This is a genomic window from Ruegeria sp. H3 (assembly GCF_056533095.1).
Genome location: NZ_JBQFOD010000001.1, coordinates 232,741 through 258,706, shown reverse-complemented (window position 1 = coordinate 258,706; position 25,966 = coordinate 232,741). Strand labels below are relative to the sequence as shown.

Here is a 25,966-nt window from a genome sequence, read left to right as displayed (position 1 = left end):
CAGCGTCAAGAGGACAACCCGTTCCGTACGCGCCATCAGGCCAAGCGTTGCAAAAGATGACGTAAGAACGGGCGTAGCAGTAGACAGGCGAAAGGCGTTGGACATGGGCGGATTTGTCGGAGGAATGGTCGCAGGTGCGGTCGTTGTTTTGATTTTGGGCGCGGTTTTGTCGTTGCAGGCACCGTTGACCCAAAAACCGGTTGTGGCAACCGAGGCACCACAGCCCGAGGATGTCACCACATCCGAAGCCTCGGCCAGTGTGACCGAGACCGGATCGGACGCCGATCTGGTCGATGCACAACCCGCTGGGCCAAAAGCTGCCGATTTCCAAGAAGAGGATGTGGCCGATCTGTCGGGCCTTGAGCAAGAGACAGATGCCCAGCCAAACATCACCGGGCCGGGGCAACAGCCCGAACAGCCGGATCCCGACACAGCGGATGAGGTTGCGGTGCTGACAAACCCGCCTGTTGCGCCGCCTCTGCCCGGAGCCGCGCCTGAAACCCCTCAGGATGAGGTGCAGCCACAGGTTATTGGTGAGGTACCCGCTGCGCCTGAAGCTGAAGAAGTTGCGGTTTTGGAACCAGTGCCAAGCCTCGACGTTCCAGGCTCGACCGAAGACAGTACCGAAGAAAACCCGTTTGAAAATAGCCCAATTGCTGTGGAAGGGGACGAAGATACGCTGCCCCGAACCTTGCCGCGTATTGCCGCCTTGCCTCAGATTGGTGGAGAGAACGAGACCAGCACCAGCACGATCGTCGGCAAGCGTGTGGTGCCGTTGACCGAACGCGACGACCCACCGGCTGAGGAAACAGGTGATGTCACAGGGCTGATCCCTATGGGCAAACCCATCGAAGCCTACGCCGCCGCATTTGAAAATGCCGAATCCAAGCCGCTGATGTCCATTATCCTGATCGATGATGAACAGTCCTTTGGGGCCGAGGCCTTGCAGGACTTTCCCTATCCGATCAGCTTTGCCGTCAGCCCGTCTGATCCAAACGCCGCCGAAAAAATGGCGCGCCACCGCGCTGCCGGGTTTGAGGTGATGGCCCTGGCTGATCTACCCGAGGCTGCCAGCGCACAGGATGCCGAAGTTTCGATGGCCGTCTGGCTGGAAACCCTGCCGGAAACTGTAGGAATTCTAGAAGGGGTTGAAACCGGCATTCAGGGCAATCGCAAACTGGCCGATCAGGTCGCCGAGATTGCAGGAGTCACAGGCCGTGGGTTGATCACACAAGACAACGGGCTCAATACCGTCCAGAAGATCGCCGCGCGCAACGGCATCCCATCCAGCGTTATATTCCGCGATATCGACGGGGCCCGTCAGGACCCCAAGATCATGCGCCGCTTTCTGGACCAGGCCGTTTTCCGCGCCGGGCAGGAGGGCACTGTCGTGATGCTGGGTCGCGTGCGTCCTGAAACGATCTCGGCCTTGCTGCTCTGGGGGCTTGAGGATCGCGCCAGTCGGGTCGCCATGGCGCCAATTTCTGCGGTGATGAAGCGCGAGGTTCAGTAAGGGCTGACGAAAGGCGGCTGATCCGGGATCGCCGCCCTTTTTCTGTTTAGCTGTTGCCTGTTGAGGTAAACCGTGCCGCATCTGCTGCTGCCCGCCGGATGGCGTTTGATTTATGGACCGTTTCCATAAACTCTGCCTCGGGGTCACTGTCATAGACCACGCCACCGCCTGCCTGAATGTAGAGCTTTTGGTCTTTCACGATGGCCGTGCGCAGGGCGATACACATATCCATGTCACCACCCGCGCTGAAATAGCCGACACCGCCGCCATAAACGCCGCGCTTTTCGGGTTCCAACTCGTCGATAATCTCCATCGCACGGACTTTTGGCGCGCCCGAGACTGTACCCGCAGGCATCCCAGCAAAGAAGGCATCCAGCGCGTCTTTGTCCTCGGCCAATTCACCTACCACGTTCGACACGATATGCATCACGTGGCTGTAGCGTTCGATTATGAACTCTTCGGTTGGCCGCACAGTGCCGATCTTGGCGACACGGCCTGTATCGTTGCGACCCAAATCCAACAGCATCAGATGTTCGGCCAATTCCTTCTTGTCGGCCAGCAAATCCAACTCGTTTGCTTTGTCTTCTTCAGGTGTCGCGCCGCGCGGGCGGGTGCCTGCGATGGGTCGAATGGTGACTTCATCGCCAAAAACCCGCACCAAAATCTCGGGGCTGGCGCCCACGACCTGAAAGCCACCGAAGTTGAAGTAGAACATGAACGGCGAAGGGTTGGTGCGGCGCAAAGACCGATAGAGCGTGAACGGCGGCAGCGGGAAATCCTGTGTCCAGCGCTGTGCCGGGACGACCTGAAAGATGTCGCCTGCTCGGATGTATTCCTTGGCCTTTTCAACCGCTTCCATATAGCCGGATTTGGTGAAATTCGACACAGGCGGGGCCACCTCGGACGCGTCACCCAGATCGCGGGTTTCCGCTGGCATGGCGCGTTCCAGATCGCGGACAGCGTCCATCACGCGTTCGGCGGCCTGCGCATAGGCTGCTTTGGCCGATTGCCCGTCGCTAGACCATGCAGGAGAGACCACTGTAACTTCGCCTTTGACGCCATCCAAAACCGCCACGACCGAAGGGCGCAGCATGATCGCATCGGGCAATCCCAGCGGATCAGGGTTCACATCCGGCAGATACTCGACCAGACGCACCATGTCGTAGCCCAGATAGCCAAACAGCCCGGCAGCCGCCTGCGGCAGATCATCGGGCAGGGCGATCCGGCTTTCGGACAGAAGGGCGCGTAGATTGTCCATTGGGTTGCCGGTTTGCGGGTCAAACGCCTCGGGATCGAACCGGGCGGATCGGTTCAACTCGGATGTTTCGCCCCGGCAGCGCCAGATCAGATCAGGCTTCATGCCAACAATCGAATAACGCCCGCGCACCTCTCCGCCCGTGACGGATTCCAGCATAAAGGCATCTTTTTGCGCACCGGTCAGCTTCAGCATCAATGACACCGGTGTGTCCAGGTCAGCAGCAAGGCGCGTGTAAACGACCTGATTTTCACCCGCCTCATAGGCGCGGGCGAACGTGTCGAAATCGGGTGTCAGTGCCATGATGGTCTCTTAGTAACTCGCCTGCACGGCGTTCAGGGCTTGCTGATCGACCACAGGGCGTGCGCGGGTCTGTGCGTCGCGGACATAGGCGTCAAAGATGTTCTGCGCCAGGGCCTGATCCAGTTGAGCGCTGAGGGCCTCTTGCAGCTGTCGCAACTCGTCAGTTTCATCCGGTGGCAGGATCTCGTCCAGACGTACGATCAAGGCGGCGCCATTGCCGCTGACCACGCGCAGTTCGCCGGGCTCCATCTCGAAAACGTCTGCCATGAAGCTGGGGGGCACATCCTCAAGAAATGCGGTGCGGGTCAGGGCGTTTTCCACGCGGAAAGGCAGGCCGGTTGCGGTGAAGTCTCCATCGGTGGCCAGATCCAAGAGGACCGAGGCCGCCTGATCCTGCAGTGCCGTATTTGTCTCGGCCGCGATCCAGGCCGCAGCGACGCGGTCGTGTGCGCTGTTCAAGGGTTCGGGGCGCGGGGGCAGGTCTTCTTCCAAACGCAGCGCGAAGATCGACCCATCCTCAAGGAACGCGATCTCTGGGAAGTCACCGTCCTGTACCGCTTGGGCGGCCACGCGGAACCCGTCATAAGCTGCAACCTGTTCGCTGCTGTCGCGGGTCCAGTCGATCTGATCCAGCACCATCTCGGTTTCAGCAGCCAACTCTTCCAGCGTGGCACCACCGGCCAGCAGGTCGTTGATATCCTCAGATTGGGCTTCGATCAGGCGTCGCGCGCGCTCGGAAGCCTGTTCTCCGCGCAAGCTTGGTTCAGCCTCTTCGAAAGGAACGTTGTTGGCGGCCAGTGAGCCGTTTATCCGGAACAAAGCCGGGCCAAATACCGAGGGCAGAGGTCCGACAACCTGATCCAGTTCTGCCGCAAATACGGCATCGGCGGCGTCGCCCAGATCGTCGCGGGTGACATCACCCAGATCAATATCGCTAAGCTCAAGCTCGCGGTCGCGCACCAGTTGTTCAAATGTGGTACCCCCGACTTCAAGCTGTGCCATTGCGTCATTTGCGGCCTCTTCGCTGGGGAAGTTCAGCCGTTCGACCAACCGGCGTTCGGGTTGCTGGTATTCAGCCGCGCGCTGGTCATAGAGCCGGCGCAGTGTATCTTCGTCGACTTCGACCGTATCGATCAACATCTCGGGCGAAAGGATCGCATAGGTCAGTCGTTTGGTGCGGGGCAGGGTGAACAAATCGGTGTTTTCATCATAAAACGCCTGAACCTGTTCATCGGTTGGATCCGCAACCGGCGTCGTCAGCGCCTCAACCCCAAGGGTCGCGATGGTAAAGCTGCGCCGTGCGCCCAGATAATCGACCAGCGTTTGTGTCAGCGTATCGGGCATGACTACACCGCTGGTCACAGCTGCCTGCAGGATCGTGCGCGAAGATTCCTTGCGCAGATCCGATTCGAATTCGGTATCCGAGATACCCAGTTGATCCAGTTGGAACCGATAGGCTTCGCGGTCAAAACTTCCATCAACGCCCTGAAAGGCTGGGATCGCAACGATCTCTTCCTGCAGGTTTTCGTCGCCAATCGAAATGCCCAACTGGCTGACTTCGTTGTCCAACGCGGCGAGGGCGGTCAGGCGGGACAAGGCGCGCTGTTCCAAACCCAGCTCTCGGGCCTGAGACATTTGCAGAGATTGTCCGGTCTGGGCCTCAACAGCACGGATCTCGCGTTGCAACTCGCGTACATAGGCATCGACCGAGACGCTTTCTTCACCCACCTGTGCAACGGTGCGGATGGTGCCGCTGAGATTGGTGGCGCCAAAGCCGGCAAGACCGACGAACAAAAGGCCCATCAATATCCAGACAAAGGTTTTCGAAAGACTGTTCTTGCCTGCAGCCATGATGCCCTCTTGGTGTTTTGGCAGGTCTCTGCCCTGTTGGTCGCCGCCCTGAATACGACGGGCACCGCCGGGGGGCAAGCTTAGAAGGAAACTGCCTGCAAGCGGTCGAACAATTGGCCAATCCCAGCTCGATCCAGATTGGCAAAAGCGATGCGCACCTGGCGCTGACCGGCAGGATCGCCTGCGGGCATGAACATCGTACCGGGCAGCAGGAGAATACCGGCTTCGGGAACGAGGCGGCGGGCAAGTTCATCCGAGGCGATATCGAACGGGTGTTCGAGATAGGCGAAATATGCGCCGAGGCCCAACAACCGCCAACCCTTGGCGGTCAGCTTGGGCATCCCATCGGCGATCGCGGCGCGCCGGTCGAGGATTTCATCGCGTTCCCCGGCCAGCCATTGGCTGAGATTCTGCATGCCCCACAAGGCTGCGAATTGGCCGATCTGGCCGGGGCAAATCGCGACCGTATCCAGAAACTTTTCGATCTCGGCCAGCAGGGCGGCACTGGACGCAATCGCTCCGACGCGATGACCGGTCAGGCGGTAGGCTTTCGAGAAAGAATAGAGATGCACAAGCGTCTGATCCCAGCCCGGTTGTTGGAATAACTCATGCGGCGGGCCGCTGCGGCTGTCGAAATCGCGGTAGGTTTCGTCGACCAGCAGGTAGATGCCAGCCTCGCGGGCCAGATCGTAGAAGGCGCGAAGCAGGTCCGCCGGGTATTCGACCCCGCCGGGATTGTTGGGCGTGACCAAGGAAATAGCGCGGGTTTTGTCGGTGATCAGCGCACGCGCCTGTTCGGGATCAGGCAAAAGATCAGCGCCGGTTGGCAAGTCGACAGAGTGCACGCCTGCCATGTCCAGCCACATTTTGTGATTGAAGTACCATGGGGTAGGTAGGACGACCTCATCCCCCTGATCCGTGATCGCCGAGATGACGGCCGAAAACGCCTGATTGCACCCCGAGGTGATGGCAACCTGGTTCGCGGCGATCTCAGCCGCGTAGTGGGTGCTGATCTGGTTGGCCAGCTCCGCGCGTAAATCACTGTTACCCAAGACGGGCCCATAGAGATGGGCGCTATCTTGCTCTACTGCAAACTCGGCCATGGCCTGACGCATGGCCAGCGGTGGTGGATCGACGGGAGCCGCCTGACTAACATTGATCAGCGGCTGGTCATCTGAAAATGCAACCCCGTCCAGCCAGCGACGCGCCTCCATCACCGGGGGCGGAAAGGTGACGCTGGTGCGGGTTTGAGTCATTGGGTTTTGTCCTTGGACAGGGCCAGCAGGGCTTGTGCGAGGCTCTGCCTCGCGCTCCGAGGTATTTTTGAACAGAAGAAGTTAGTCCGTGCCGCGATAAGGTTCGACATATTGCAAGGCCATATCCCAGGGAAAGAAGATCCAGGTGTCCTGGCTGACCTCGGTAATAAACGTGTCGACCATCGGGCGGCCCTTGGGTTTGGCATAGACCGTCGCGAAATGCGCCTTTGGAAACATCCTGCGCACCAGATCCAGGGTTTTGCCGCTGTCGACCAGATCGTCGATGATTAGAACGCCTTCGCCATCGCTCATCAACTGGGCATCTGGGGCCTTGAGCACCTCGGCCTCGCCCTGTTCCTGATGGTGGTAGGAGCGTACGCTGATCGTATCGACAGTGCGGATGTCCAGCTCACGGCTGACGATCATGGCCGGGGCCATGCCGCCACGGGTGATCGCGACAACCGCGCGCCAGGATCCATCATCGGGGCCTTGCCCATCCAGCCGCCAGGCCAGAGCGCGGGAATCGCGGTGAATCTGATCCCAGCTGATATGAAAGCCCTTTTCGTGGGGCAGGCGATCCTTGGCGCTCATGATCTTAGCCCTTCTCGACGTCTGGGGCATCGACGGCTTTCATGCCGACTATGTGATAGCCCGAATCCACATGCAGGTTCTCGCCCGTCACACCGCTGCTGAGGTCAGACAGCAGATACAGCGCCGAGTTGCCGACATCATCGATGGTTACGTTGCGGCGCAGGGGCGAGTTATACTCGTTCCACTTCATGATATAGCGGAAGTCGCCAATGCCGCTGGCGGCGAGAGTCTTGATCGGCCCGGCCGAGATCGAGTTCACGCGGATGCCATCCTTGCCCAGATCCTCGGCCAAGTATTTGACCGACGCCTCCAGCGCGGCCTTGGCGACCCCCATGACATTATAATGCGGCATCACCTGCTCGGCGCCATAATAAGTCAGGGTCACGGCGCTGCCGCCTTCGCCCATCATTTTTTCCGCGCGCTGCATGACGGCTGTGAAGGAAAAGACAGACACATCCATGGTCAAATTGAAATTCGCGCGGCTGGTGTCGACATAGCGCCCGCGCAGCTCGTTCTTGTCCGAGAACCCGATGGCGTGAACGATAAAATCCAGATTGCCCCATTTTGCTTCAAGCGCGGTGAACAATGCGTCGATTGACGCCTCGTCGCTGACGTCGCACGGCAAGACGATTTCACTGCCAAGTTGCGCTGCCAATGGGTCGACCCGTTTCTTAAGAGCGTCGCCTTGATAAGAAAAAGCCAGATCGGCCCCGGCATCGGATAAAGCGCGCGCGATTCCCCATGCGATTGATTTGTCATTGGCCAGTCCCATGATGAGGCCGCGTTTGCCGGCCATCAACTGATTTGCCATGTTTGGTTCTCCGCCTGTCTTCGCGTTGTATTGCGTTGGTTTATGCCATCGTTAGCGCTGCATCAAGGCCATCCACTCTTGCCCGTAGCGGGTTATCGCCTTAGGTTCCTTCTCAGTACTTTCCTGGGGATGGAAATGAACGAGCGCGATGGCATCTTTGCTGGCTCCGATCCGTTTGAAATAGCGGCTCGGTGGCTAGGTGAGGCTGAAGAGAATGAAGTCAATGATCCGAACGCAATCGCGTTGGCGACTGTCGATCAGGACGGTCTGCCCAATGTTCGTATGGTTCTTTTGAAAGAGATCGAACCGGACAGCTTCGTTTTCTACACAAACTACGAAAGCACTAAAGCGTCAGAGCTGGATGGTGCGGGCAAAGCGGCATTTGTGATGCACTGGAAATCTTTGCGGCGTCAAATTCGAGTTCGTGGTATAATAACGCGCGAAACGGGTCCGAAAGCGGATGAGTATTATGCATCCAGATCGCTCAAAAGCCGATTGGGGGCCTGGGCTTCGCGGCAGTCTCAGCCGCTGAGCAGTCGCGCCGCGCTGATGGCCGAGGTTGCAAAGGTAACTGCGAAACATGGGCCAAACCCTGCGCGACCGCCATTTTGGGGAGGGTACAGAATCGCGCCGACTGAAATTGAATTCTGGGCAGATGGGGCCTTTCGCCTGCATGATCGCTTTAGGTGGACGAGGGATCGGTCCGATTCAGTCTGGCAAGTGGAAAGGCTGAATCCATGATCTTCGCGTTACGTGAAATGCAACGCTCAGAAAACAATGAGTTTTTTCAGCTTGAATTTGCGGGCCATTCCCATAAACAGACAAACCTTAACGATCTTAATAAATGCGCGTAAGGAATACAGTGCCGGACGATCTGAATAATATGTATCGCGTACGTGGACACGTGAAATGGTTCGACCCTGCGAAAGGGTACGGGTTCGTTGTGTCTGACGAAGGCGGTCCGGATATTCTGTTGCATGTGAACGTCTTGCGCAATTTTGGCCAAAGCTCCGTCGCGGATGGCGCGGGCATCGAAATTATGACGCATCGCACAGACCGGGGCGTTCAGGCGGTCGAGGTGATCAGCGTTGATCCGCCGGCACGCGCAGATTCGATGCTGTTGGCCGATTTCGCCGAACTTGATCCAGACGTGATCGCAGATGCCCCGATGGAGGCCGCGCGGGTGAAATGGTTCGACAAGGGCAAAGGCTTTGGCTTTGCCAATGTGTTTGGTCGTGGTGAGGATGTGTTTCTGCATATCGAAGTTTTGCGTCGCTCAGGCCTTGCCGATCTGCAACCCGGCGAAGCGCTGGCCATGCGTGTGATCGATGGCAAACGGGGCCGGATGGCAGCTCAGGTACTTGCCTGGGAAGCTGCGCTGGACGAATGATTCCACGATGATGAGTCGCCTAATCGCTCCTGCCCTGATTTTTACCTTTTGGGCCGGGGGCGCGTTGGCGGACTGCCGCCCTGACCGGGTTGAGCTGAAGAATGATCAGACTCAGATACGTTTCGACGTTGAACTGGCGATAACACCCCAAGAGCGTTCGCGTGGTTTGATGTTTCGAGAGTCCTTACCCAACAGGTCGGGGATGCTGTTTGTTTTCGACCCGCCTCAGCGCGTGGCGTTCTGGATGAAGAACACCCTGATTCCGCTGGACATGATCTTCATCGACAAAACCGGGGCGGTTAGCAGCGTGCATGAAGGCGCGATTCCGGGTGATTTGACCCCGATTGAGGGCGGCGATTCCGTGTTTGCGGTGCTCGAAATCAATGCTGGATTGGCCACACGCTATGGAATCGCAGCTGGAACCCAGATGCGCCATGAAATTTTTTCACAAGGCCCCGCAATTTGGCCCTGTTAGGGCTTTTCAAATCAGATCGGCACGTTTAGGAAGGCGCACGGTCCGGGGCGTGGCGCAGTCTGGTAGCGCACCTGTTTTGGGTACAGGGGGTCGTAGGTTCGAATCCTGCCGCCCCGACCACTTCCAAAAATGTTAAATTACGCGCACGCTGTATTGTGCACTCAACCAGATATTGATTGGCACATAGTGTGTATTGCACGCCATTCTCCCGAGGGGCCAAACTTCAAAGCCCGTGTGGAAAAGGTCGGTTGGAAGGCAGCGATTCAGGGGCGGGACGAAGGTAGTTTTGACTGGACCAACAACAAGCTGTTTGAATAATGCAAGCAACACAGCGGCCGTAAAAATATAGTCAGCCCGGCAACCCGCCCATCGTGCGATAAAGCCTGCTAAGAGCTTGGTCCAACGCTTCGCTTTCGACGGGAACCTCAACAACTGATCCTGCTTTCTGTGGCACTCTGAACACCAGCGAGGCATCCACGCGGTAGCCAGATGCGGTTTTGCTCGGGTTCAATCGCATGACGCTTTTGGGCAGGTTCTGAGGCGAGCCATCATAGGTTAGTATCAGGAAAGCGGCTGCTTCGGGGGGCAGGTATTCGCTGCATTCAAAGCTTCTGTCGGGCAGCTTGCGAAAACTGTCGCCCGGGCCGGTGCAGCTCGTTTCGAAGGTTTCGAACAGACGCGTCGGGTAGTCGTTGAACTGAGCACTGCGTGATGGTTCGGACACATCTTGTGGTGTGCACGCCACGAATAGGGCCACTGGCGATAGAAAGTGAAACAGCCGCATCTGATTGTAAGCCCTTAGTGATTTTCGCGTTAACCACCTCGACCCTTGGAAGGCTCGCGATGATTCTGTTCCAGCCTAACCAGCAGTGGTCTGGTTCATCAAACGCTTATAAACATGCTGGTAAAAACAGGAATTTCATTCTGATGAGTTTGGGATCGGCGGGATTTTGCCGTGGATCATTCTGTGGAGGAATCGGAAACGCCCCACGCAAGACCCGGCGCGATGATCGGGTCAACACAAAAGATTTCAAAAATGACTCAAAAAGGCCGTTGACCTTCTATGGGTGGATACGCCAGATTGTATGAGCCGAATATGACGCCACTACATCTGGTATGAAATCAGAGAAGGCGCAGGGCAGGGACGGGACGCACACCAACTGATTGTGCAACCGCTGATGCGGTTTTGCGCTGCGCGCGGCAGCGTCCGGACCTTTGCGTCTGTCGAGTTCGGCAAGGTGGGGGGCTTGGCATTTCTCAGGCCCGAAGCTGGGTAGACGGTCATTAATTCGAAGGCAGCGGAAATGAAAATTGAAAGAAAGTTCACCAAACCGGGGCAGGATGCATACGCAGACTTGGATTTCATTTCGGCCACGTCCGAGATTCGAAATCCCGACGGCACTATTGTCTTTCGGCTTGATGATATCGAAGTTCCGTCGAGCTGGAGCCAGGTGGCCAGCGACGTTATCGCGCAGAAATATTTCCGCAAGGCCGGTGTTCCCAGCAAGCTGAAAAAGGTCAAAGAGAAAGACGTTCCCGAATTCCTGTGGCGTTCGGTTCCGGCCGATGGCGCTGAATTCGATGGCGAGACATCCTCCAAGCAAGTGTTCGATCGTCTGGCCGGCGCGTGGGCGTACTGGGGCTGGAAGGGCGGCTATTTCTCAACCGAGGAAGACGCGCGCGCCTACTTTGACGAGATGCGCTATATGCTGGCGACCCAACGCGCCGCTCCGAACAGCCCGCAATGGTTTAACACCGGTTTGCACTGGGCCTACGGGATCGACGGCCCTGCGCAGGGTCACCACTATGTCGACTACAAAACCGGCAAGCTGACCAAATCGAAATCCGCTTATGAGCATCCGCAGCCGCATGCATGCTTCATCCAGTCCGTCGATGATGATCTGGTGAACGAGGGCGGCATCATGGATCTTTGGGTGCGCGAGGCGCGCTTGTTCAAATACGGTTCAGGCACCGGGACCAACTTCAGCCATCTGCGGGCTGAGGGCGAGGCGCTGTCGGGCGGCGGCAAATCCTCGGGCCTAATGGGATTTCTCAAGATCGGCGACCGCGCCGCTGGCGCGATTAAATCAGGCGGGACAACCCGTCGAGCAGCGAAGATGGTGATCGTCGATGCAGATCACCCGGACATCGAGCAATTCATCGAATGGAAGGTGCTCGAAGAACAGAAGGTGGCCTCGATCGTTGCCGGATCGAAGATGCACGAGAAGATGCTGAACGGCATTTTTGAGGCCATCCGTTCGTGGGATGGCTCTGCTGATGACGCTTATGATCCGAACGCGAACGACAGTCTGAAGAAAGCGGTTCGTGAGGCCAAAAAGGTCGCGATCCCTGAGACTTACATCAAACGCGTGCTGGACTACGCACGGCAGGGACACGACAGTATCGAATTCCCGACCTACGACACGGACTGGGATTCGGAAGCCTATAGCTCGGTCTCGGGCCAGAACTCGAACAACTCGATCCGCGTGACCAATGCGTTCCTGACCGCCGTTGAGAAAGACGCCGATTGGGAACTGATCAACCGAACGGATGGCAAGGTTGCCCGTACGGTCAAAGCGCGCGATCTGTGGGAGAAGGTCGGCCATGCCGCTTGGGCCTGTGCTGATCCGGGCATCCAGTTCCACGACACTGTCAACGAATGGCACACATGCCCCAATGATGGCGAGATTCGCGGCTCGAACCCGTGCTCGGAATACATGTTCCTCGATGACACGGCTTGCAACCTGGCGTCGATGAACCTGCTGACCTTCCTTAAGGATGACGAGTTCCAAGCGGCGGATTACATGCACGCTTCGCGCCTGTGGACCCTGACGCTGGAAATCTCGGTAACGATGGCGCAGTTCCCGTCCAAGGAAATCGCGAAACTCTCCTATGATTTCCGCACCTTGGGTCTGGGCTATGCCAATATCGGCGGGCTGCTGATGAACATGGGCTACAGCTATGACTCGGACGAAGGTCGGGCGATCTGTGGCGCGCTGACCGCGATCATGACTGGTGTGGCCTATGCGACCTCGGCTGAGATCGCCGGAGAGCTGGGTCCGTTCAAAGGGTATGAGCGCAATGCCGAGCACATGCTGCGCGTCATCCGTAACCACCGCCGCGCATCGCAGGGTGTGACCAACGGGTACGAGAAACTGGCCGTCAAGCCTGTGCCTCTGGATCACGGCAACTGCCCAGACAAACGTCTCATCGATCTGGCCATGTCGGCCTGGGATGAGGCGCTGAGCCTCGGCGAGAAGAACGGCTATCGCAACGCACAGGCCACCGTGATCGCGCCCACCGGGACCATCGGTCTGGTGATGGATTGCGACACGACCGGGATCGAGCCGGACTTCGCACTGGTTAAATTCAAAAAGCTGGCCGGTGGCGGTTACTTCAAGATCATCAACCGCTCGGTACCGTCGGCGCTGGAGAAGCTGGGCTACTCCTCGTCTCAGATCGAAGAGATCGTGGGCTATGCGGTTGGGCACGGCACCATCGGCAACGCGCCGGGGATCAACCACACCTCGCTGACAGGTCACGGGTTCGGCCCGAATGAACTGGCCAAAGTGGACGCCGCGCTGGAAAGCGCCTTCGACATCCGGTTCGTCTTCAACCAGTGGACACTGGGTGAGGATTTCTGCACCGGCGTACTGGGCATCCCGGCGACCAAGCTGAACGATCCTACTTTCGACCTGCTGCGCCATCTTGGCTTTACCAAAGCGGATATCGACGAAGCGAACGATCACGTCTGCGGAACCATGACGCTGGAAGGCGCACCCCATCTGAAGGAAGAGCACTATTCGATCTTCGACTGCGCCAACCCGTGCGGCAAGAAAGGTAAGCGTTTCCTAGGGGTTGATAGCCACATCACCATGATGGCGGCAGCGCAAAGCTTTATCTCGGGCGCGATCAGCAAGACGATCAACATGCCCAATGACGCGACCATCGAGGATTGCCAGAAGGCCTATGAACTCAGCTGGTCGCTGGGTGTGAAGGCTAACGCGCTTTATCGTGACGGCTCGAAACTGTCGCAACCTCTGGCGGCGGCGCTGGTCGAGGACGACGACGAAGCGGCAGAAGTTTTGGAAAGCGGTTCGACGCAGGAAAAAGCTGTCGTTCTGGCCGAGAAGGTGATTGAGAAGGTTGTGGTCAAGGAAATGATCCGCAGTCATCGCGAGAAACTGCCCCATCGCCGCAAGGGCTATACCCAGAAGGCGATCGTGGGCGGCCACAAGGTTTACCTGCGCACCGGTGAGTTCGAAGACGGCAAGCTGGGTGAGATCTTCATCGACATGCACAAGGAAGGCGCTGGCTTCCGGGCAATGATGAACAACTTCGCCATCGCGGTCTCGGTCGGCCTGCAGTATGGCGTGCCGCTGGAAGAGTTTGTCGATGCCTTCACCTTCACCAAATTCGAACCGGCGGGGATGGTGCAGGGCAACGACTCGATCAAGAACGCGACGTCGATTCTGGACTACATTTTCCGCGAATTGGCCGTGTCTTATTTGGACCGCACCGATCTGGCCCATGTGAAACCTGAAGGCGCAACCTTCGATGATCTGGGTCGTGGCGAGGACGAAAACGTCTCGAACGTTTCAGAAATCAGCGACAGTGCGGCGTCCAAGTCTTTGGAAGTGTTGAAGCAAATCAGCTCGACCGGCTATCTGCGCAAGCGCCTGCCGCAAGATCTGGCGGTGTTCAACGCGGGTCAGGCTGATTTGAACGGCATGGCAGAAACAGCCGCTGCATTTGAAGCTCCGGCCGCAGAAACTGCCGTCGCAACCACCATGGACGCTCGTACCAAAGCCAAGATGCAGGGCTACGAGGGCGACCCGTGCGGCGAATGCGGAAACTACACGCTGGTGCGCAACGGCACCTGCATGAAATGCAACACCTGCGGCGCGACAAGCGGGTGTAGCTGAGTTCAGCGCCCCGGCACCCCGGGGCGCAGGGGTCGGATAGCTGCCACAGGTACCGACCCCGACGAATACGGATCAAGGCGCTGAGACTTACCTTCGATGCCTTGGTCCACTCGGCCGACATGCCCGTGTTGGCCGGGAACAGGGTGGGGCGGAATATTTGCTCCCTCCCACTCTCTCACGGGGCGGGTGCGCTCGCCCCATGCGCAGTCCAGGCCGCAGGCAAAAAAACACCGGGCGGTCAACGAAATGAGCCTGGAAGGCGAAACTGACAGGGGGCTTCGGCCCCCTTTCTTTTTTCAACCCCTTACCGCGGTTGTCAGCAGAGCCTTGCCGGATCTCCGGGCAGTCATCGGGCAAGAACCGCCGAAAGCAGATCGGCGGATTTCGCCCGGCGGGAGATCGCAGGGCCGACTCGGGGAAATCCGCAAAGAATGGCGCGAAATTCGGGGATGAAAGGGATGCGGGTGACTGCGAAGGGCAAGATGGTGTCTGTGGTGCTTGTCCGGACGTAACAACGCAAAACTCACTCAGGAGGCACTATCATGAAACCGCAACATCTGGCCGTTATCTCGGCATTCGCACTTGGCTTGCCCTCGTTGGCTTTGGCGCAATCGAGCGCTGATGCGAATGGCGATGGCGTTCTGACCATCGAAGAAGTGCAGGCTGTGGTACCAGAAGTGGATACCGATACGTTCTCGGCCATGGATGCAAATGGTGATGGCGCGCTGGATCAGGATGAGATCGCAGTTGCGCAAGAAGCCGGTTTGCTGCCCCCCAGCAACGGCTGATTTGTATTGAATAAGGGCGGCCCGAGGGTTTCGGGCCGCCTTTACAAATGGTTACGCGGGTAAGTGAATGTTGAACTTGGCGCGAATTTCGGCATCTAGCAACGGATCAAACTGAGCGGACGACGGTGCGCTCAGAATTTCTTCCTTGCGGGCGCTAGCCTTCTCCAGCAAATCTGGTTTACCCATTTCGGCCCATTCTTTTGGTGACGTTCGGTCGCCAAATATCGGATAGACATAGTCGGCCTGCATCCGGCTGAGCGTTGCGTCAGTTCCCAAGTAGTGGCCCGGCCCGCCCATGCAGACCTCGGCAATCTGATCCAGCGCCAGTGTTTCATCATTGACTTCGATGCCGCGCACGCAGCGCTGTGCCTGACCGATCAGATCATCGCTAAGGATCAGGCTTTCAAAGCAAAAGCCCAGAAGCGAAGCATGCATGCCCGCCGCTTCATAGACCATGTTCAGCCCGGACAACCCGGCCATGACGTTCGAACACATCTGCTCCCACCCGGCTTGCATATCGGGCAGTTTCGAATCTGACGCGCCCGCGGCGGCGCCTCCCGGCAGGTCGTAGAACTGGTGCATCTGCGCGCAGCCCGCACTCAGCAGGGCTTGTTCGCCAGATCCGATTGACATGGCCCCGGTGCGCAGGTCCAGACCAAAGGGCCAAGTGCCAAAAATCGCGGGAGCGCCCGGCTTTACGGCGTTTACATAAACCAAACCGGCGAGGCATTCGGCTGTGGCTTGCGTGATCGCCCCGGCAATTGTGGATGGGGCGGTTGCCCCGGCCATGCCAGCAGACAGCAACAGAACTGGCATTCCGGCCTTGATGCATTCCTCCATCACTTCGCAGCTTTCGGTGGCAAATTTCATCGGCGGAACGACAAAGCAGTTCGAGTTGGACACAAAAGGCCGCTCGCGCCATTTGTCCTCATCACCGGCAATCATATGCAGCATCTCGATGGCAGGTGCTACATGCGACGGCTCGGTAAAGGATGTTCCGATGTGTTTGTAAGTCCCTGAACATGCAGCGTAAACTGTGTTGTAGTCCATCTCGAGATTGTCGAGGATGTCGCGGCAGACCATAGGGCGCTGGACGAAGTGGATATTGTCCAGCTGCTGGCAAATTCGCGCGGCGTCGTGCAGATCCTGTACGGTTGAATCGCGGTATTGGCGGCCATGGACATCAACCATACTTACAGCGGCCCCGGCTGTACCATAGTGAACCTTGGTGCCGGTTAGGTCGAGGTCGGTCTGGCCGTCGCGGCTGCAGAGCGTGATGGACCGGTTGGCCTTTGCGATCGTATCTTCGACCAATGCGCGCGGGAACCGAATGCGCCCGTCGTCGCCCAGTGTACAGCCTGCACCGACCAGATAGTCGATACCGCTTTGGGGGGCGTCTGCAAGACCAATGGTTTCAAGGGCTTGTAGGGCGGCATTGTGGATTTGTTCCACCTGAGTCGGGGTCAGAGGTTTGTATGTGCCGCCTTCCATGCCGGGGCGGATCGGGCGCAGATGTTCTGGAAGGGCGGATGCACGGGCTGCGCGACGTGCAGAACGTCCACCGCTACGAGAGGCACTACGAGATTGCGTGTTCATTGAATAAGTCCGGTCTTTAAAGAGGTATCTTGAGCATGAGCGATCAAGACAAGCCAGGCCGACCCCTTGCCGCGCGCCCACGATCCGCACCAATGGTACGACTGATCAGACGAATTTTCCAAATCTCGTTTGCCATGAGACCTCTCAGTTGCCCGATAGGCTGTCAGACGGCCACACCCTGTTCTGTTCCGTTTGCGACTTTGGTGTCAAAAACCGACAGATTGTATCGCTGGCCTCGTTGAATGCGTGTTCTGAGCACATTTTCTCCCGCTTTGGGCGAAATCTGTTATACTTTATTAACTTACTACTGAATATCCTGTGATCAGAATTGAAATCTGGAAACTGCATTCCAGTTTAAAAGTGTGACTGTTGCTGCTCCAGACACGGATGAACACTGGTGATGATGGATTGGAAATCACGTTGGGCCCTGATCGTCGCGATGACGATCACATGCGCCAGCCCTGCCATGGCAGAGGATTGGACAGGTGCCTATGCGGGTTTCAGTTTCGGCTATGCCGAGGCAAGCGGCCCTGACAGCTCCAGCGGGGACACAGGCACATTTGGTGCCCATATCGGGTTTGATCAGGATTTTGGCAATTTCGTTTTGGGGGGTGAGTTGGAATATAATCGCTTGTCCCTGAACCTCAGCGAAAATCAGGGAAGCCTGGACAGTATGTCACTTGTTAAACTGCGTGGCGGGTATGATTTTGGCAACGCGCTCGGATACGTGGTCGTCGGTGCGGCCCGCGCGGAAACCTCGACCGACAGCGATACAGCGGCGGTTTACGGTATCGGTGTCGCTTATCCGATTGGCGAAAACCTTGTGATTAGTGGTGAGGCATTGCGCCAGAACTTCGACGATGCCACCCGATCCGAGGGTGGACTGGGCACGAATGTTTTCAACCTAAGGACAACCTTCCGGTTCTGAGCCTTTCACCCAGCCGCGCGATGTTTTGCCTGACCAGCCGCAAAATCGCACAAGGTCTGCAGAGCCTGCGAAAAACGCGCGTCCTCTACCGTCATTGCCACGCGAATATGGCCTGCTGCGGCCCGGCCAAAGCTTTCGCCAGGCATGACAGCGATGGCGTGATTATCCAGCAAGGCGTTTGCAAAACCTTCACCGGATAGGCCGGTCGCGCGGATATCCAGCATCAGATACATCGCACCTTGTGCGGGCACGAGGCTGACGACGTTCTGCTTGCTCAGAATCTCTATGGCAAGCGCGCGACGGCGACGGAAGGGGGCGGCGATACCAGCCTCTAACTCCGGGCCGGCCTTCAGTGCAAAACAGGCGGCATCCTGAATGAAACCTGGCACGCCGCAGGTCGTGTGCGTGGCCAGATTGATCAGATGCGCAATCACTTCTTCTGGACCAATAACCCATCCGCAGCGAGAGCCTGTCATGGCATGGGATTTGGACATGGACCCAACAACAAGCGTGCGCTCGGCCATATTCGACAAGGCACGGGAAGAGATATGTGCACCCTCCCAGATCTGCGTGTCATAAACCTCGTCCGAGATCAGCCAAAGATCGTGCCGTTTACAGGCCCCCGCGATGCCTTCAAGTGTTTCGTGGGAATAGACCACGCCGGTTGGATTGTTGGGTGAGTTGATCAGCAGGGACACAGCTCCGTCCGCCGCAGCTTCGATGTCTTCGGCGCGCGGTTGAAATGACTCCTCGGCCTGCGCCTGGATGGGGCGGGCGATTGCGCCAACCCCGCGGATCGTACCGGGATAAGTGGCGTAATATGGATCAATGTACAGCCCCACATCCCCAGGATCACACAGGGCCGTATGTGCTGCGAACAGGGCGGATTGTCCGCCGGGCGTGATCAGAACATTGTCGCGCGTGGTGGGTAAACCGCTTCGTGCCTGAGTTCTTGCGGCAACCATGTCGCGTAGTCGATCGGTTCCTGGGACCATTGCGTAACCGGTGTGTCCGTTTCGCGCCGAGTGGTCCATGGCGCGCAAAATCGATATATCGGTTCGGGTGTCGTGTTCGCCAATTGTCAGCTCGGTCACGGCGTGTCCGGCGCTGGCCATCCGGCGCGCCCGGTAGAACACATCCCAGCCATCACTGCCGCCTGCTGTGATCTGAGAGATGCGATTTGACACTTTCATCTGAACACCTGCTTGCGAAGTTTCGAACGGCGCGCGATGGTCAATCAGCTGCGCGTGGGAAGGGTCGCCTGAACCTTTTTCGTCAAAGAGGCACGGACCAGATCATAAGACGCTGTCAGGCGGTGCCTCAGTTCTTCCTCGTCCGCGTCAAAGGGTAGGCGGATCCAACTGCGGTGAAAATACGGGGCTTTGACGCCGACACCTGCATCGATCAGCATTTGTGCGGTTTCGATATCGGCGGTTTTGACCGAGACGCCATCATTGGCAACCCCGATGCAGGCAAACATTTTGTCGCCCACCTTCCAAGCATCATGGCCGCCGCCCCAAGGGTCGGACCATTCAGCACCCGGTAGGGCGCGGCACACAGAGTTGACGAAATCCCGGCTCATGTTTGGCACCATGCAGGGGAGGTGAGGCAAACTCAAGCCTTGGCTTGGCGTGTTGCGCGTGGTATGCCAGCGACATGAACCGGATGACCTGCATCATTATCTGCTGCATTTCCTGCTGATTTATCAAGCGGGCCGGTATCTTTCGTTTTCATCCCTGAGACAAGTTGCTAAGCCCGCGCCAACGCGCACGCTTTAGGAGCCTAAGTGATGACGACACTCAAACTGCACAACACACGGACACGGACGAAGGAAGACTTCGTTCCGATCGATCCTGACAACGTGCGGATGTATGTCTGTGGGCCGACTGTCTATGACCGGGCTCATCTGGGCAATGCGCGACCCGTGGTCGTGTTCGACACGCTGTTCCGGTTGCTGCGCCATGTCTATGGTGCGGATCACGTCACCTATGTGCGCAATTTCACCGACGTAGACGACAAGATCAACGTGACCGCGCTGAAGCGCAAACAAGCCGGGGCCGAAGGGTCTTTGGAGCAGTTGGTCCACGAACGCTCGGATGAGACCATCGGGTGGTATCTGCACGATATGGGCGCGCTTGGGACGCTGGAACCGAACCAGATGCCACGCGCAACGGAGTTCATCCCTCAGATGATCGAGATGATCGAAGACCTGATCTCGAAGGGCCATGCCTATGAAGCAGAAGGTCACGTGTTGTTTGCGGTGGACTCGTGGAAGGACAACTATGGCAAGCTGTCGGGGCGGTCGGTCGATGACATGATCGCGGGCGCACGGGTCGAGGTTGCGCCGTATAAGAAAAACCCGATGGATTTCGTGCTTTGGAAGCCTTCGACCGATGAACTGCCGGGGTGGGAGTCGCCCTGGGGCCGGGGGCGTCCGGGCTGGCACATCGAATGCTCGGCCATGTCCTATGAACTGCTGGGCGACAGTTTCGACATTCATGGTGGCGGCAACGATCTGATGTTCCCGCACCATGAGAACGAGATCGCCCAAAGCTGCTGCGCGCATCCCGAGGGTGAGTTCGCTCGGGTCTGGATGCATAATGAAATGCTGCAAGTCGAGGGCAAGAAAATGTCCAAATCGCTGGGCAATTTCTTCACCGTGCATGACCTGTTGGAACAGGGCGTGCCGGGTGAGGTGATCCGGTTTGTGTTCTTGCAGACCCATTATCGCAAGCCGATGGATTGGACCGAGAAGAAGGCGCGCGAAGCCAAAGCAACGCTGCGCAAGTGGCGGGCGCTGACAGCGGGCATCGAGCCCGCCGCCAGCGCGGCACCCTCGGTGATCGCAGCACTTGCGGATGATCTGAACACAGCGGGTGCCATCGCCGAGCTTCACCGTCTCGCTTCGGGCGGGGACGCTGCGGCGTTGCTGGCAAGTGCGCAAGTGCTGGGCCTGCTGACGGATGAGATGGGCGGCTGGGCTGCCATTCCGGCGGCGGATTTCTCTGAATACGAAGAAAGGCTGGCAGCCGCGCGTGTAGAAGCCATGGTGAGCAAGGATTTCTCGGAAGTGGATCGATTGAAATCCGCCTATCTTGCCGCAGGTCTGGAAGTGCGCATGAGCAAGGACGCTGTTGAGATCATCGCCGGATCGGGTTTCGACGCGTCGAAGCTGGAAAGCGTATAATCAGATGCTTCGCCCGGAACTGTCCGGGCGGGGCGATGCCCGAACAAGCCAAAGAGCCAGACCAATGACCAAAACCCGCCTCTATCTGTATGACACAACCCTACGCGACGGGCAGCAAACGCAAGGGGTTCAATTCTCGACTGCTGAGAAGGTGCAGATCGCGCAGGCGTTGGACGAGTTGGGTGTCGACTACATCGAGGGCGGCTGGCCCGGGGCGAATCCGACCGACAGCGCGTTTTTTGACGTCGCACCGAAGACCTCGGCCCGGTTGACGGCGTTTGGGATGACTAAGCGCTCGGGTCGGTCGGCAGAAAATGACGACGTGCTGGCGGCGGTGATGAATGCGAGCACGCAGGCGGTCTGTCTGGTCGGCAAGTCGCATGATTATCACGTGACCCACGCGCTTGGCATCTCGCTGGAGGAGAATGTCGAGAACGTCCGCGCCTCGGTTGCACATCTGGTGGCGCAGGGGCGTGAAGCTCTGTTCGATGCCGAGCATTTCTTTGACGGTTACAAAGACAATCCGGCCTATGCGACTGAGGTCTGTCGGGCCGCACTGGATGCGGGCGCGCGTTGGGTTGTGTTGTGTGACACCAATGGCGGCGCTTTGCCCGCCGAGGTCGGACGCATTGTATCAGAGCTGATCGCAGCGGGCCTGCCGGGGGATCGTTTGGGTATACACACCCACAACGATACCGAGAATGCGGTGGCCTGTTCTTTGGCCGCTGTCGATGCGGGGGCGCGACAAATTCAAGGGACCTTGAATGGGCTAGGAGAGCGGTGTGGCAATGCGAACCTGACGGCTCTGATCCCGACCTTGTTGCTGAAGGAACCCTATGCCTCGCAGTTCGAGATCGGTGTCAGCCCTGCGGCGCTGGCCGGTCTGACACGGATCAGCCGGATGCTGGACGATATCCTGAACCGGGTGCCCAGTAAGCAGTCGGCCTATGTGGGAGCCTCGGCCTTTGCGCATAAGGCGGGGCTGCATGCCAGCGCGATCCTCAAGGATCCATCGACCTACGAACATGTCGATCCGGCAACGGTGGGCAATGCACGGATCATTCCGATGTCAAACCAGGCTGGGCAGTCGAATCTGCGCAAACGCCTGACCGAGGCCGGGCTGTCCGTGGAAAACGGAGACCCGGCTTTGGGGCGCATTCTTGAGCGGATCAAACAGCGCGAGGCCGAGGGCTATTCCTATGACACCGCGCAGGCCAGTTTCGAACTGCTGGCGCGGGATGAACTAGGGCAGTTGCGCGAGTTCTTCGAGGTCAAGCGCTACAAGGTCACCGTCGAGCGGCGCAAGAACAAGTACAACAACATGGTCAGCCTGTCCGAGGCCGTGGTTGTGGTGAAGGTCGATGGTGAAAAGAAACTGTCGGTCAGCGAGTCTCTGGACGAGCAAGGCAGTGATCGGGGGCCGGTGAACGCGCTGGCCAAGGCGCTGGCCAAGGATCTGGGGCAATATTCGCAGGTATTGGCGGATATGCGGCTGGTCGACTTCAAAGTGCGGATCACCCAGGGCGGGACCGAGGCCGTCACGCGTGTCATCATCGACAGCGAAGACGGGCAGGGGCGGCGGTGGTCCACCGTTGGGGTCAGCGCGAACATAGTCGACGCGTCCTTCGAGGCGCTGCTGGAGGCGATTCAATGGAAACTGGTGCGCGATTGTGACCCTCAGCAGGCAGCGGCAGAGTGACGGCTGCATTTGACGAGGATGTCAAAGCCTGTGCCGCTTTGGTGCACAAGGCCGATCCCGATCGGTTTCTGGCGGCAATGGCTGCTCCGGTTGCGGCGCGGGCGGTTTTGTTTCCGATCTATGCACTGAATGTCGAGGTCGCGCGCGCCCCTTGGGTGACGCAAGAGCCGATGATTGCCGAAATGCGCCTGCAATGGTGGCGCGATGCCCTGCAGGAGATCTCGCAAGGGCCCACCGTGCGGCGGCACGAGGTTGTAACGCCTCTGTCGCAGGTTCTGTCGCCTCATTTGGCCAGGATGCTTGATGAATATGTGGCGGTGCGACGGTGGGACATCTATCGCGATCCTTTTGAGGATCAGGAACATTTTGACGCCTATATCAATCACAGTTCCGGCTCGCTGCTGGTGGCCGCAGCTCAGTCCCTTGGGGCGGCAGATGAGGATGTGTTGCGCGATTTCGGCTATGGCGTGGGCGTGGCGAATTGGTTTCGCGCGATCCCAGAGCTTGAGGCGCGTGGGCGTATACCATTGCTGGATGGCAGACCCGAAGGCGTGAAGGTACTGGCAGAAGCGGCGTTGGCGCGACTGGCTCGGGCACGATCAAACCGGTCTGGAGTGTCAGATGCGGCGCGTCCGGCGCTTTATCTCGGATGGCAGGCAGAATGGATTTTGAAACGGGTGAGCGCACAGCCCGACCGGGTTGCGGTAGGTGACTTGGCGCAGAGCGAGGTGCGGCGGCGGTTGTCATTGATGTGGACTGCTGCGACTGGTCGCTGGTGATTAGGCCGGTTTCGCATCGGCAGGTCTGAGGACAAGCCACAGCAATGCGCCACCAGCCAGGGTCAACAGCGGGATCATGGCGAGATTGACGGCTGTCCAGCCTTCAACCGGTGACCCTCCGGAACAGTTCATCAATCCGCCCGATGCCAGCGAAGCAACGGTCACACCGCCGAATACCAACAGGTCGTTCAGGCCCTGCATCCGGCCACGCTCATGCACTTCGTGCGACGCGGCCAGCATGCTGGTCGCACCGATAAAGCCAAAGTTCCAGCCGATCCCCAGCAGGATCAGAGCGATGAAGAAGTTCTCCAACTCGACACCCTGCAAGGCGACAACTCCGGCACCGGCCAGGATCGCAAGGCCAAGAGCCACGATCTTTTCCACCCCAAAGCGCGCGATCAGGTGACCCGTGAAAAAGCTGGGAACATACATGGCCAGCACGTGATAGGTGACCACATCCGCCGCGTCATTGGCCGAGAAGCCGCAGCCCACAACCGCCAGTGGGGTCGAGGTCATCACAAGGTTCATCAACGCGTAGGACACCATCGCACAGATGATCGCAACAGCAATGCGCGGGGTTTTCAGCAGCTCTAGCCGCGAGCGGCCCTTGGGCGCATCTTCGGTCGGTTTCGGCGGGGTGGGGATGTCGAGAAAGAAGAACAGCGCCGATCCAATCACGTTCAGCGCGATCACTGCCACGTATGTGCCGAGGAACGGGATCACATATGACTCTGACGTCAGTTTGACGATTTGTGGTCCGATGATCGCAGCGGCCAAACCGCCTGCCATCACATAGGAAATCGCCTTGGGGCGGAACTCATCTGATGCGGTATCCGCTGCGGCAAAACGGTAAAACCCATGCGCGCTCATGTAGATACCGGTCAGCAGGCTGCCGAGCAGGAAGATCGGGAAGGACCCCAGATAAAGGCCATAGGCTCCGATAAGGCCGCCCAAGGCCCCGGCTGTTGCCCCGACAAGGAAGCCGGTCCGGCGCCCCCAACGTTGCATGATGGCCGAGACAGGCGTGGCGGCCAGCATCGATCCCAGAACGATCAGCGAGATTGGCAGGGTCGCTAGGCAGGGGTTGCTGGCCAGGGACTGGCCGGCCAATCCACCGACGATAAAGATCATCGGCATTTGCGCGCCCAAGATCGATTGCGCAGCAACCAAAACCGCTACGTTGCGTTTGGCTTGCGAGTCGTCCGGGGTGGCTGTCGTCAGTGTCATGCGCCAATGCGTATCGGTGAACGCGCCGAGGCACAAGCGGCTTGCATCTGAGGCTGATCCCCCTAACGTGCAACCCGTATCACAAGGCAGAGAGCGCATGTCCGTAGGTCGCATCATTGAAACGCCCGATTGCGTGACGGAAGGGGCCGAGTGGCTGGCCAACACCTGCCCGCGCATGGCCTATGCGATGGAGCAGACCGGCCCTTTGCCCCTGCGGCGCAAGCCCGATGGATTCGCCCAACTGCTCAGCGCGATTGTCAGCCAGCAAGTCAGCGTGGCCTCGGCCAATGCGATCTGGAAGCGCATGCAGGATGCAAAGCTGACCGGGCCGCGCAAGATCATGTGGGCCACCGATGACGATCTGCGGGCTGTAGGTCTGAGCCGTCAGAAGGTTCGATATGCGCGGGCGTTGGCTGAGGCGCGTATTGATTACAAAGCGTTACGCGACGCTCCTGATGCGGATGTTATCACGACATTGATCCAAGTTCCGGGCATCGGTGTCTGGACCGCTGAGATTTACGCGATGTTCTCGCTTGGTCGCGCGGACGTCATCGCGCCGGGTGATCTGGCCCTGCAGGAGGCCGCACGGGTGCTTTACGATCTACCCCAACGTCCAACCGACAAGGAACTGCGCCAGATGGCCGAGGCATGGTCGCCTTGGCGGTCGGTTGCGGCACGCGTTTTGTGGGCCTATTACCGGGTGGCCAAGAAAAGAGAAGGGATCAGATGACACGGGTTTTGAACGCGCTCCGGAAAGAGCCGGTTTCAGGCGATACACGCTCGGTCGTGGTGTTCGTACACGGCTATGGCGCCAACGGGGCCGATCTGCTGGGTCTTGCTGATCCGCTGGGTGAACATCTGCCCGATACGCTGTTCGTCGCGCCCGATGCACCCGAACAGATTCCCGGAATGCCAAATGGCTTTCAATGGTTTCCGATCCCTTGGATTGACGGCTCGTCCGAGGAAGAAGCGCGCCGCGGCATGGAGATGGCGAGCGACGACTTCAACGCCTTCCTCGACGCACTGATGGTGGATGAAGATGTCCTGCCCGAGCAGGTCGTTCTGTTCGGTTTCTCTCAGGGCACGATGATGAGCCTGCATGTTGCCCCGCGGCGTGAAGACCCGGTAGCCGGGATCGTTGCGTTCTCGGGCCGCTTGCTGGAACCCGATCTACTGCCCGATGAAACCGTCAGCCGGATGCCGATCTTGCTGGTTCATGGCGACGCCGATGATGTGGTTCCGCCGCAATCGCTGCCCGAGGCGGCCGAAGCCCTTCAAGCTGCTGATTTCAAAGAGGTCTATGCGCATGTGATGAAGGGAACCGGCCACGGTATCGCACCGGACGGGCTAAGTGTGGCACTGGCTTTCATGCGTGACAAGCTGAGCTTTTAG

General features: G+C 58.5%; 22 protein-coding genes and 1 tRNA gene. 13 read left to right on the top strand and 10 right to left on the bottom strand.

The window, feature by feature from the left end:
* Positions 1-103 precede the first annotated feature (103 nt).
* Positions 104-1,513, top strand: coding sequence for a divergent polysaccharide deacetylase family protein (locus ACR0JE_RS01320; RefSeq protein ID WP_480862428.1), 1,410 nt, complete (start codon positions 104-106; stop codon positions 1,511-1,513).
* A 46-nt stretch (positions 1,514-1,559) separates the two neighbouring features.
* Here ACR0JE_RS01320 and trpE read toward each other — a convergent pair whose 3' ends face one another.
* The 5 genes from trpE to fabI all read right to left on the bottom strand — a co-directional run bounded on the left by trpE (position 1,560) and on the right by fabI (position 7,580).
* Positions 1,560-3,071: an anthranilate synthase component I gene (gene trpE, locus ACR0JE_RS01315; protein WP_480862426.1), complete on the bottom strand. Its 1,512-nt coding sequence runs from the start codon at positions 3,069-3,071 to the stop codon at positions 1,560-1,562.
* 9 nt (positions 3,072-3,080) lie between these two features.
* Complete coding sequence (locus ACR0JE_RS01310) at positions 3,081-4,922, bottom strand: peptidyl-prolyl cis-trans isomerase (protein ID WP_480862424.1); 1,842 nt, start codon at positions 4,920-4,922, stop codon at positions 3,081-3,083.
* Between the two features lie 80 nt (positions 4,923-5,002).
* Positions 5,003-6,178 carry an aminotransferase gene (locus ACR0JE_RS01305; RefSeq protein ID WP_480862422.1) on the bottom strand — a complete coding sequence of 392 codons (1,176 nt, stop codon included), beginning with the start codon at positions 6,176-6,178 and terminating at the stop codon, positions 5,003-5,005.
* Between the two features lie 81 nt (positions 6,179-6,259).
* Positions 6,260-6,769, bottom strand: coding sequence for a xanthine phosphoribosyltransferase (gpt, locus tag ACR0JE_RS01300; RefSeq protein ID WP_480549079.1), 510 nt, complete (start codon positions 6,767-6,769; stop codon positions 6,260-6,262).
* A 4-nt stretch (positions 6,770-6,773) separates the two neighbouring features.
* Positions 6,774-7,580, bottom strand: coding sequence for an enoyl-ACP reductase FabI (gene fabI, locus ACR0JE_RS01295; protein WP_480862420.1), 807 nt, complete (start codon positions 7,578-7,580; stop codon positions 6,774-6,776).
* Between the two features lie 135 nt (positions 7,581-7,715).
* Here fabI and pdxH point away from each other — a divergent pair, with 135 nt between their 5' ends.
* From pdxH to ACR0JE_RS01275, 4 genes are all read left to right on the top strand, one after another.
* A complete protein-coding gene (pdxH, locus tag ACR0JE_RS01290) occupies positions 7,716-8,321 on the top strand; it encodes a pyridoxamine 5'-phosphate oxidase (protein ID WP_480862418.1) in 606 nt (201 codons plus the stop codon).
* Between the two features lie 142 nt (positions 8,322-8,463).
* Positions 8,464-8,970 carry a cold-shock protein gene (locus tag ACR0JE_RS01285; protein ID WP_353007746.1) on the top strand — a complete coding sequence of 169 codons (507 nt, stop codon included), beginning with the start codon at positions 8,464-8,466 and terminating at the stop codon, positions 8,968-8,970.
* Positions 8,971-8,980: 10 nt separating this feature from the next.
* On the top strand, positions 8,981-9,445 hold the full coding sequence (locus tag ACR0JE_RS01280) for a DUF192 domain-containing protein (RefSeq protein ID WP_480862416.1): 465 nt from the start codon (positions 8,981-8,983) through the stop codon (positions 9,443-9,445).
* Between the two features lie 43 nt (positions 9,446-9,488).
* Positions 9,489-9,565: transfer RNA gene (locus ACR0JE_RS01275), tRNA-Pro, on the top strand.
* A gap of 229 nt (positions 9,566-9,794) precedes the next feature.
* On the opposite strand, the gene ACR0JE_RS01270 is transcribed toward ACR0JE_RS01275, so the two are convergent.
* Positions 9,795-10,229 carry a hypothetical protein gene (locus tag ACR0JE_RS01270; protein ID WP_480549085.1) on the bottom strand — a complete coding sequence of 145 codons (435 nt, stop codon included), beginning with the start codon at positions 10,227-10,229 and terminating at the stop codon, positions 9,795-9,797.
* 520 nt (positions 10,230-10,749) lie between these two features.
* Between ACR0JE_RS01270 and ACR0JE_RS01265 the strand changes: the two genes are divergently transcribed.
* Together ACR0JE_RS01265 and ACR0JE_RS01260 are read left to right on the top strand one after the other, a co-directional pair.
* On the top strand, positions 10,750-14,370 hold the full coding sequence (locus ACR0JE_RS01265; RefSeq protein ID WP_480862414.1) for a vitamin B12-dependent ribonucleotide reductase: 3,621 nt from the start codon (positions 10,750-10,752) through the stop codon (positions 14,368-14,370).
* A gap of 542 nt (positions 14,371-14,912) precedes the next feature.
* Entirely contained in the window at positions 14,913-15,158 is a 246-nt protein-coding gene (locus ACR0JE_RS01260) for an EF-hand domain-containing protein (RefSeq protein WP_353007741.1), read from the top strand.
* A gap of 51 nt (positions 15,159-15,209) precedes the next feature.
* Here the strand turns inward: ACR0JE_RS01260 and ACR0JE_RS01255 are convergent, their stop codons facing one another.
* Positions 15,210-16,754: a trimethylamine methyltransferase family protein gene (locus tag ACR0JE_RS01255; protein ID WP_480862412.1), complete on the bottom strand. Its 1,545-nt coding sequence runs from the start codon at positions 16,752-16,754 to the stop codon at positions 15,210-15,212.
* 400 nt (positions 16,755-17,154) lie between these two features.
* On the opposite strand from ACR0JE_RS01255, the gene ACR0JE_RS01250 reads away from it, so the two are divergent.
* Entirely contained in the window at positions 17,155-17,682 is a 528-nt protein-coding gene (locus tag ACR0JE_RS01250) for an outer membrane protein (RefSeq protein ID WP_480862410.1), read from the top strand.
* Positions 17,683-17,687: 5 nt separating this feature from the next.
* On the opposite strand, the gene ACR0JE_RS01245 is transcribed toward ACR0JE_RS01250, so the two are convergent.
* Both ACR0JE_RS01245 and ACR0JE_RS01240 read right to left on the bottom strand, forming a co-directional pair.
* Positions 17,688-18,875, bottom strand: a complete 1,188-nt coding sequence (locus ACR0JE_RS01245; protein WP_480862408.1) for a pyridoxal phosphate-dependent aminotransferase — start codon at positions 18,873-18,875, stop codon at positions 17,688-17,690.
* Positions 18,876-18,919: 44 nt separating this feature from the next.
* The gene (locus ACR0JE_RS01240; RefSeq protein ID WP_480862406.1) at positions 18,920-19,264 is read right to left on the bottom strand and encodes an MmcQ/YjbR family DNA-binding protein; all 345 of its coding nucleotides are present in this window, start codon (positions 19,262-19,264) and stop codon (positions 18,920-18,922) included.
* Positions 19,265-19,471: 207 nt separating this feature from the next.
* Here ACR0JE_RS01240 and cysS point away from each other — a divergent pair, with 207 nt between their 5' ends.
* The 3 genes from cysS (at position 19,472) to ACR0JE_RS01225 (ending at position 23,347) form a co-directional block, all read left to right on the top strand.
* Complete coding sequence (gene cysS / locus ACR0JE_RS01235; RefSeq protein ID WP_480862404.1) at positions 19,472-20,869, top strand: cysteine--tRNA ligase; 1,398 nt, start codon at positions 19,472-19,474, stop codon at positions 20,867-20,869.
* 64 nt (positions 20,870-20,933) lie between these two features.
* The gene (cimA, locus tag ACR0JE_RS01230; RefSeq protein ID WP_480549098.1) at positions 20,934-22,568 is read left to right on the top strand and encodes a citramalate synthase; all 1,635 of its coding nucleotides are present in this window, start codon (positions 20,934-20,936) and stop codon (positions 22,566-22,568) included.
* Entirely contained in the window at positions 22,565-23,347 is a 783-nt protein-coding gene (locus tag ACR0JE_RS01225; RefSeq protein ID WP_480549100.1) for a squalene/phytoene synthase family protein, read from the top strand. Before cimA ends, ACR0JE_RS01225 begins: the two co-directional genes overlap by 4 nt.
* Here the strand turns inward: ACR0JE_RS01225 and ACR0JE_RS01220 are convergent, their stop codons facing one another.
* A complete protein-coding gene (locus tag ACR0JE_RS01220) occupies positions 23,348-24,574 on the bottom strand; it encodes an MFS transporter (RefSeq protein ID WP_480541304.1) in 1,227 nt (408 codons plus the stop codon).
* Positions 24,575-24,671: 97 nt separating this feature from the next.
* On the opposite strand from ACR0JE_RS01220, the gene ACR0JE_RS01215 reads away from it, so the two are divergent.
* Positions 24,672-25,304, top strand: a complete 633-nt coding sequence (locus tag ACR0JE_RS01215) for a DNA-3-methyladenine glycosylase family protein (RefSeq protein ID WP_480862402.1) — start codon at positions 24,672-24,674, stop codon at positions 25,302-25,304.
* The gene (locus ACR0JE_RS01210) at positions 25,301-25,966 is read left to right on the top strand and encodes an alpha/beta hydrolase (protein WP_480541308.1); all 666 of its coding nucleotides are present in this window, start codon (positions 25,301-25,303) and stop codon (positions 25,964-25,966) included. Before ACR0JE_RS01215 ends, ACR0JE_RS01210 begins: the two co-directional genes overlap by 4 nt.

What these genes read in the sequence shown, in the direction of transcription:
- ACR0JE_RS01220 (WP_480541304.1), bottom strand. Translation starts at nt 24,574, where the DNA reads ATGACACTGACGACAGCCACCCCGGACGACTCGCAAGCCAAACGCAAC.
- ACR0JE_RS01215 (WP_480862402.1), top strand. Translation starts at nt 24,672, where the DNA reads ATGTCCGTAGGTCGCATCATTGAAACGCCCGATTGCGTGACGGAAGGG.
- ACR0JE_RS01270 (WP_480549085.1), bottom strand. Translation starts at nt 10,229, where the DNA reads ATGCGGCTGTTTCACTTTCTATCGCCAGTGGCCCTATTCGTGGCGTGC.
- ACR0JE_RS01255 (WP_480862412.1), bottom strand. Translation starts at nt 16,754, where the DNA reads ATGAACACGCAATCTCGTAGTGCCTCTCGTAGCGGTGGACGTTCTGCA.
- fabI (WP_480862420.1), bottom strand. Translation starts at nt 7,580, where the DNA reads ATGGCAAATCAGTTGATGGCCGGCAAACGCGGCCTCATCATGGGACTG.
- ACR0JE_RS01240 (WP_480862406.1), bottom strand. Translation starts at nt 19,264, where the DNA reads ATGAGCCGGGATTTCGTCAACTCTGTGTGCCGCGCCCTACCGGGTGCT.
- pdxH (WP_480862418.1), top strand. Translation starts at nt 7,716, where the DNA reads ATGAACGAGCGCGATGGCATCTTTGCTGGCTCCGATCCGTTTGAAATA.
- ACR0JE_RS01285 (WP_353007746.1), top strand. Translation starts at nt 8,464, where the DNA reads ATGTATCGCGTACGTGGACACGTGAAATGGTTCGACCCTGCGAAAGGG.
- ACR0JE_RS01250 (WP_480862410.1), top strand. Translation starts at nt 17,155, where the DNA reads ATGATGGATTGGAAATCACGTTGGGCCCTGATCGTCGCGATGACGATC.
- ACR0JE_RS01260 (WP_353007741.1), top strand. Translation starts at nt 14,913, where the DNA reads ATGAAACCGCAACATCTGGCCGTTATCTCGGCATTCGCACTTGGCTTG.
- gpt (WP_480549079.1), bottom strand. Translation starts at nt 6,769, where the DNA reads ATGAGCGCCAAGGATCGCCTGCCCCACGAAAAGGGCTTTCATATCAGC.
- ACR0JE_RS01280 (WP_480862416.1), top strand. Translation starts at nt 8,981, where the DNA reads ATGAGTCGCCTAATCGCTCCTGCCCTGATTTTTACCTTTTGGGCCGGG.
- ACR0JE_RS01265 (WP_480862414.1), top strand. Translation starts at nt 10,750, where the DNA reads ATGAAAATTGAAAGAAAGTTCACCAAACCGGGGCAGGATGCATACGCA.
- trpE (WP_480862426.1), bottom strand. Translation starts at nt 3,071, where the DNA reads ATGGCACTGACACCCGATTTCGACACGTTCGCCCGCGCCTATGAGGCG.
- cimA (WP_480549098.1), top strand. Translation starts at nt 20,934, where the DNA reads ATGACCAAAACCCGCCTCTATCTGTATGACACAACCCTACGCGACGGG.
- ACR0JE_RS01320 (WP_480862428.1), top strand. Translation starts at nt 104, where the DNA reads ATGGGCGGATTTGTCGGAGGAATGGTCGCAGGTGCGGTCGTTGTTTTG.
- ACR0JE_RS01210 (WP_480541308.1), top strand. Translation starts at nt 25,301, where the DNA reads ATGACACGGGTTTTGAACGCGCTCCGGAAAGAGCCGGTTTCAGGCGAT.
- ACR0JE_RS01310 (WP_480862424.1), bottom strand. Translation starts at nt 4,922, where the DNA reads ATGGCTGCAGGCAAGAACAGTCTTTCGAAAACCTTTGTCTGGATATTG.
- ACR0JE_RS01245 (WP_480862408.1), bottom strand. Translation starts at nt 18,875, where the DNA reads ATGAAAGTGTCAAATCGCATCTCTCAGATCACAGCAGGCGGCAGTGAT.
- ACR0JE_RS01305 (WP_480862422.1), bottom strand. Translation starts at nt 6,178, where the DNA reads ATGACTCAAACCCGCACCAGCGTCACCTTTCCGCCCCCGGTGATGGAG.
- cysS (WP_480862404.1), top strand. Translation starts at nt 19,472, where the DNA reads ATGACGACACTCAAACTGCACAACACACGGACACGGACGAAGGAAGAC.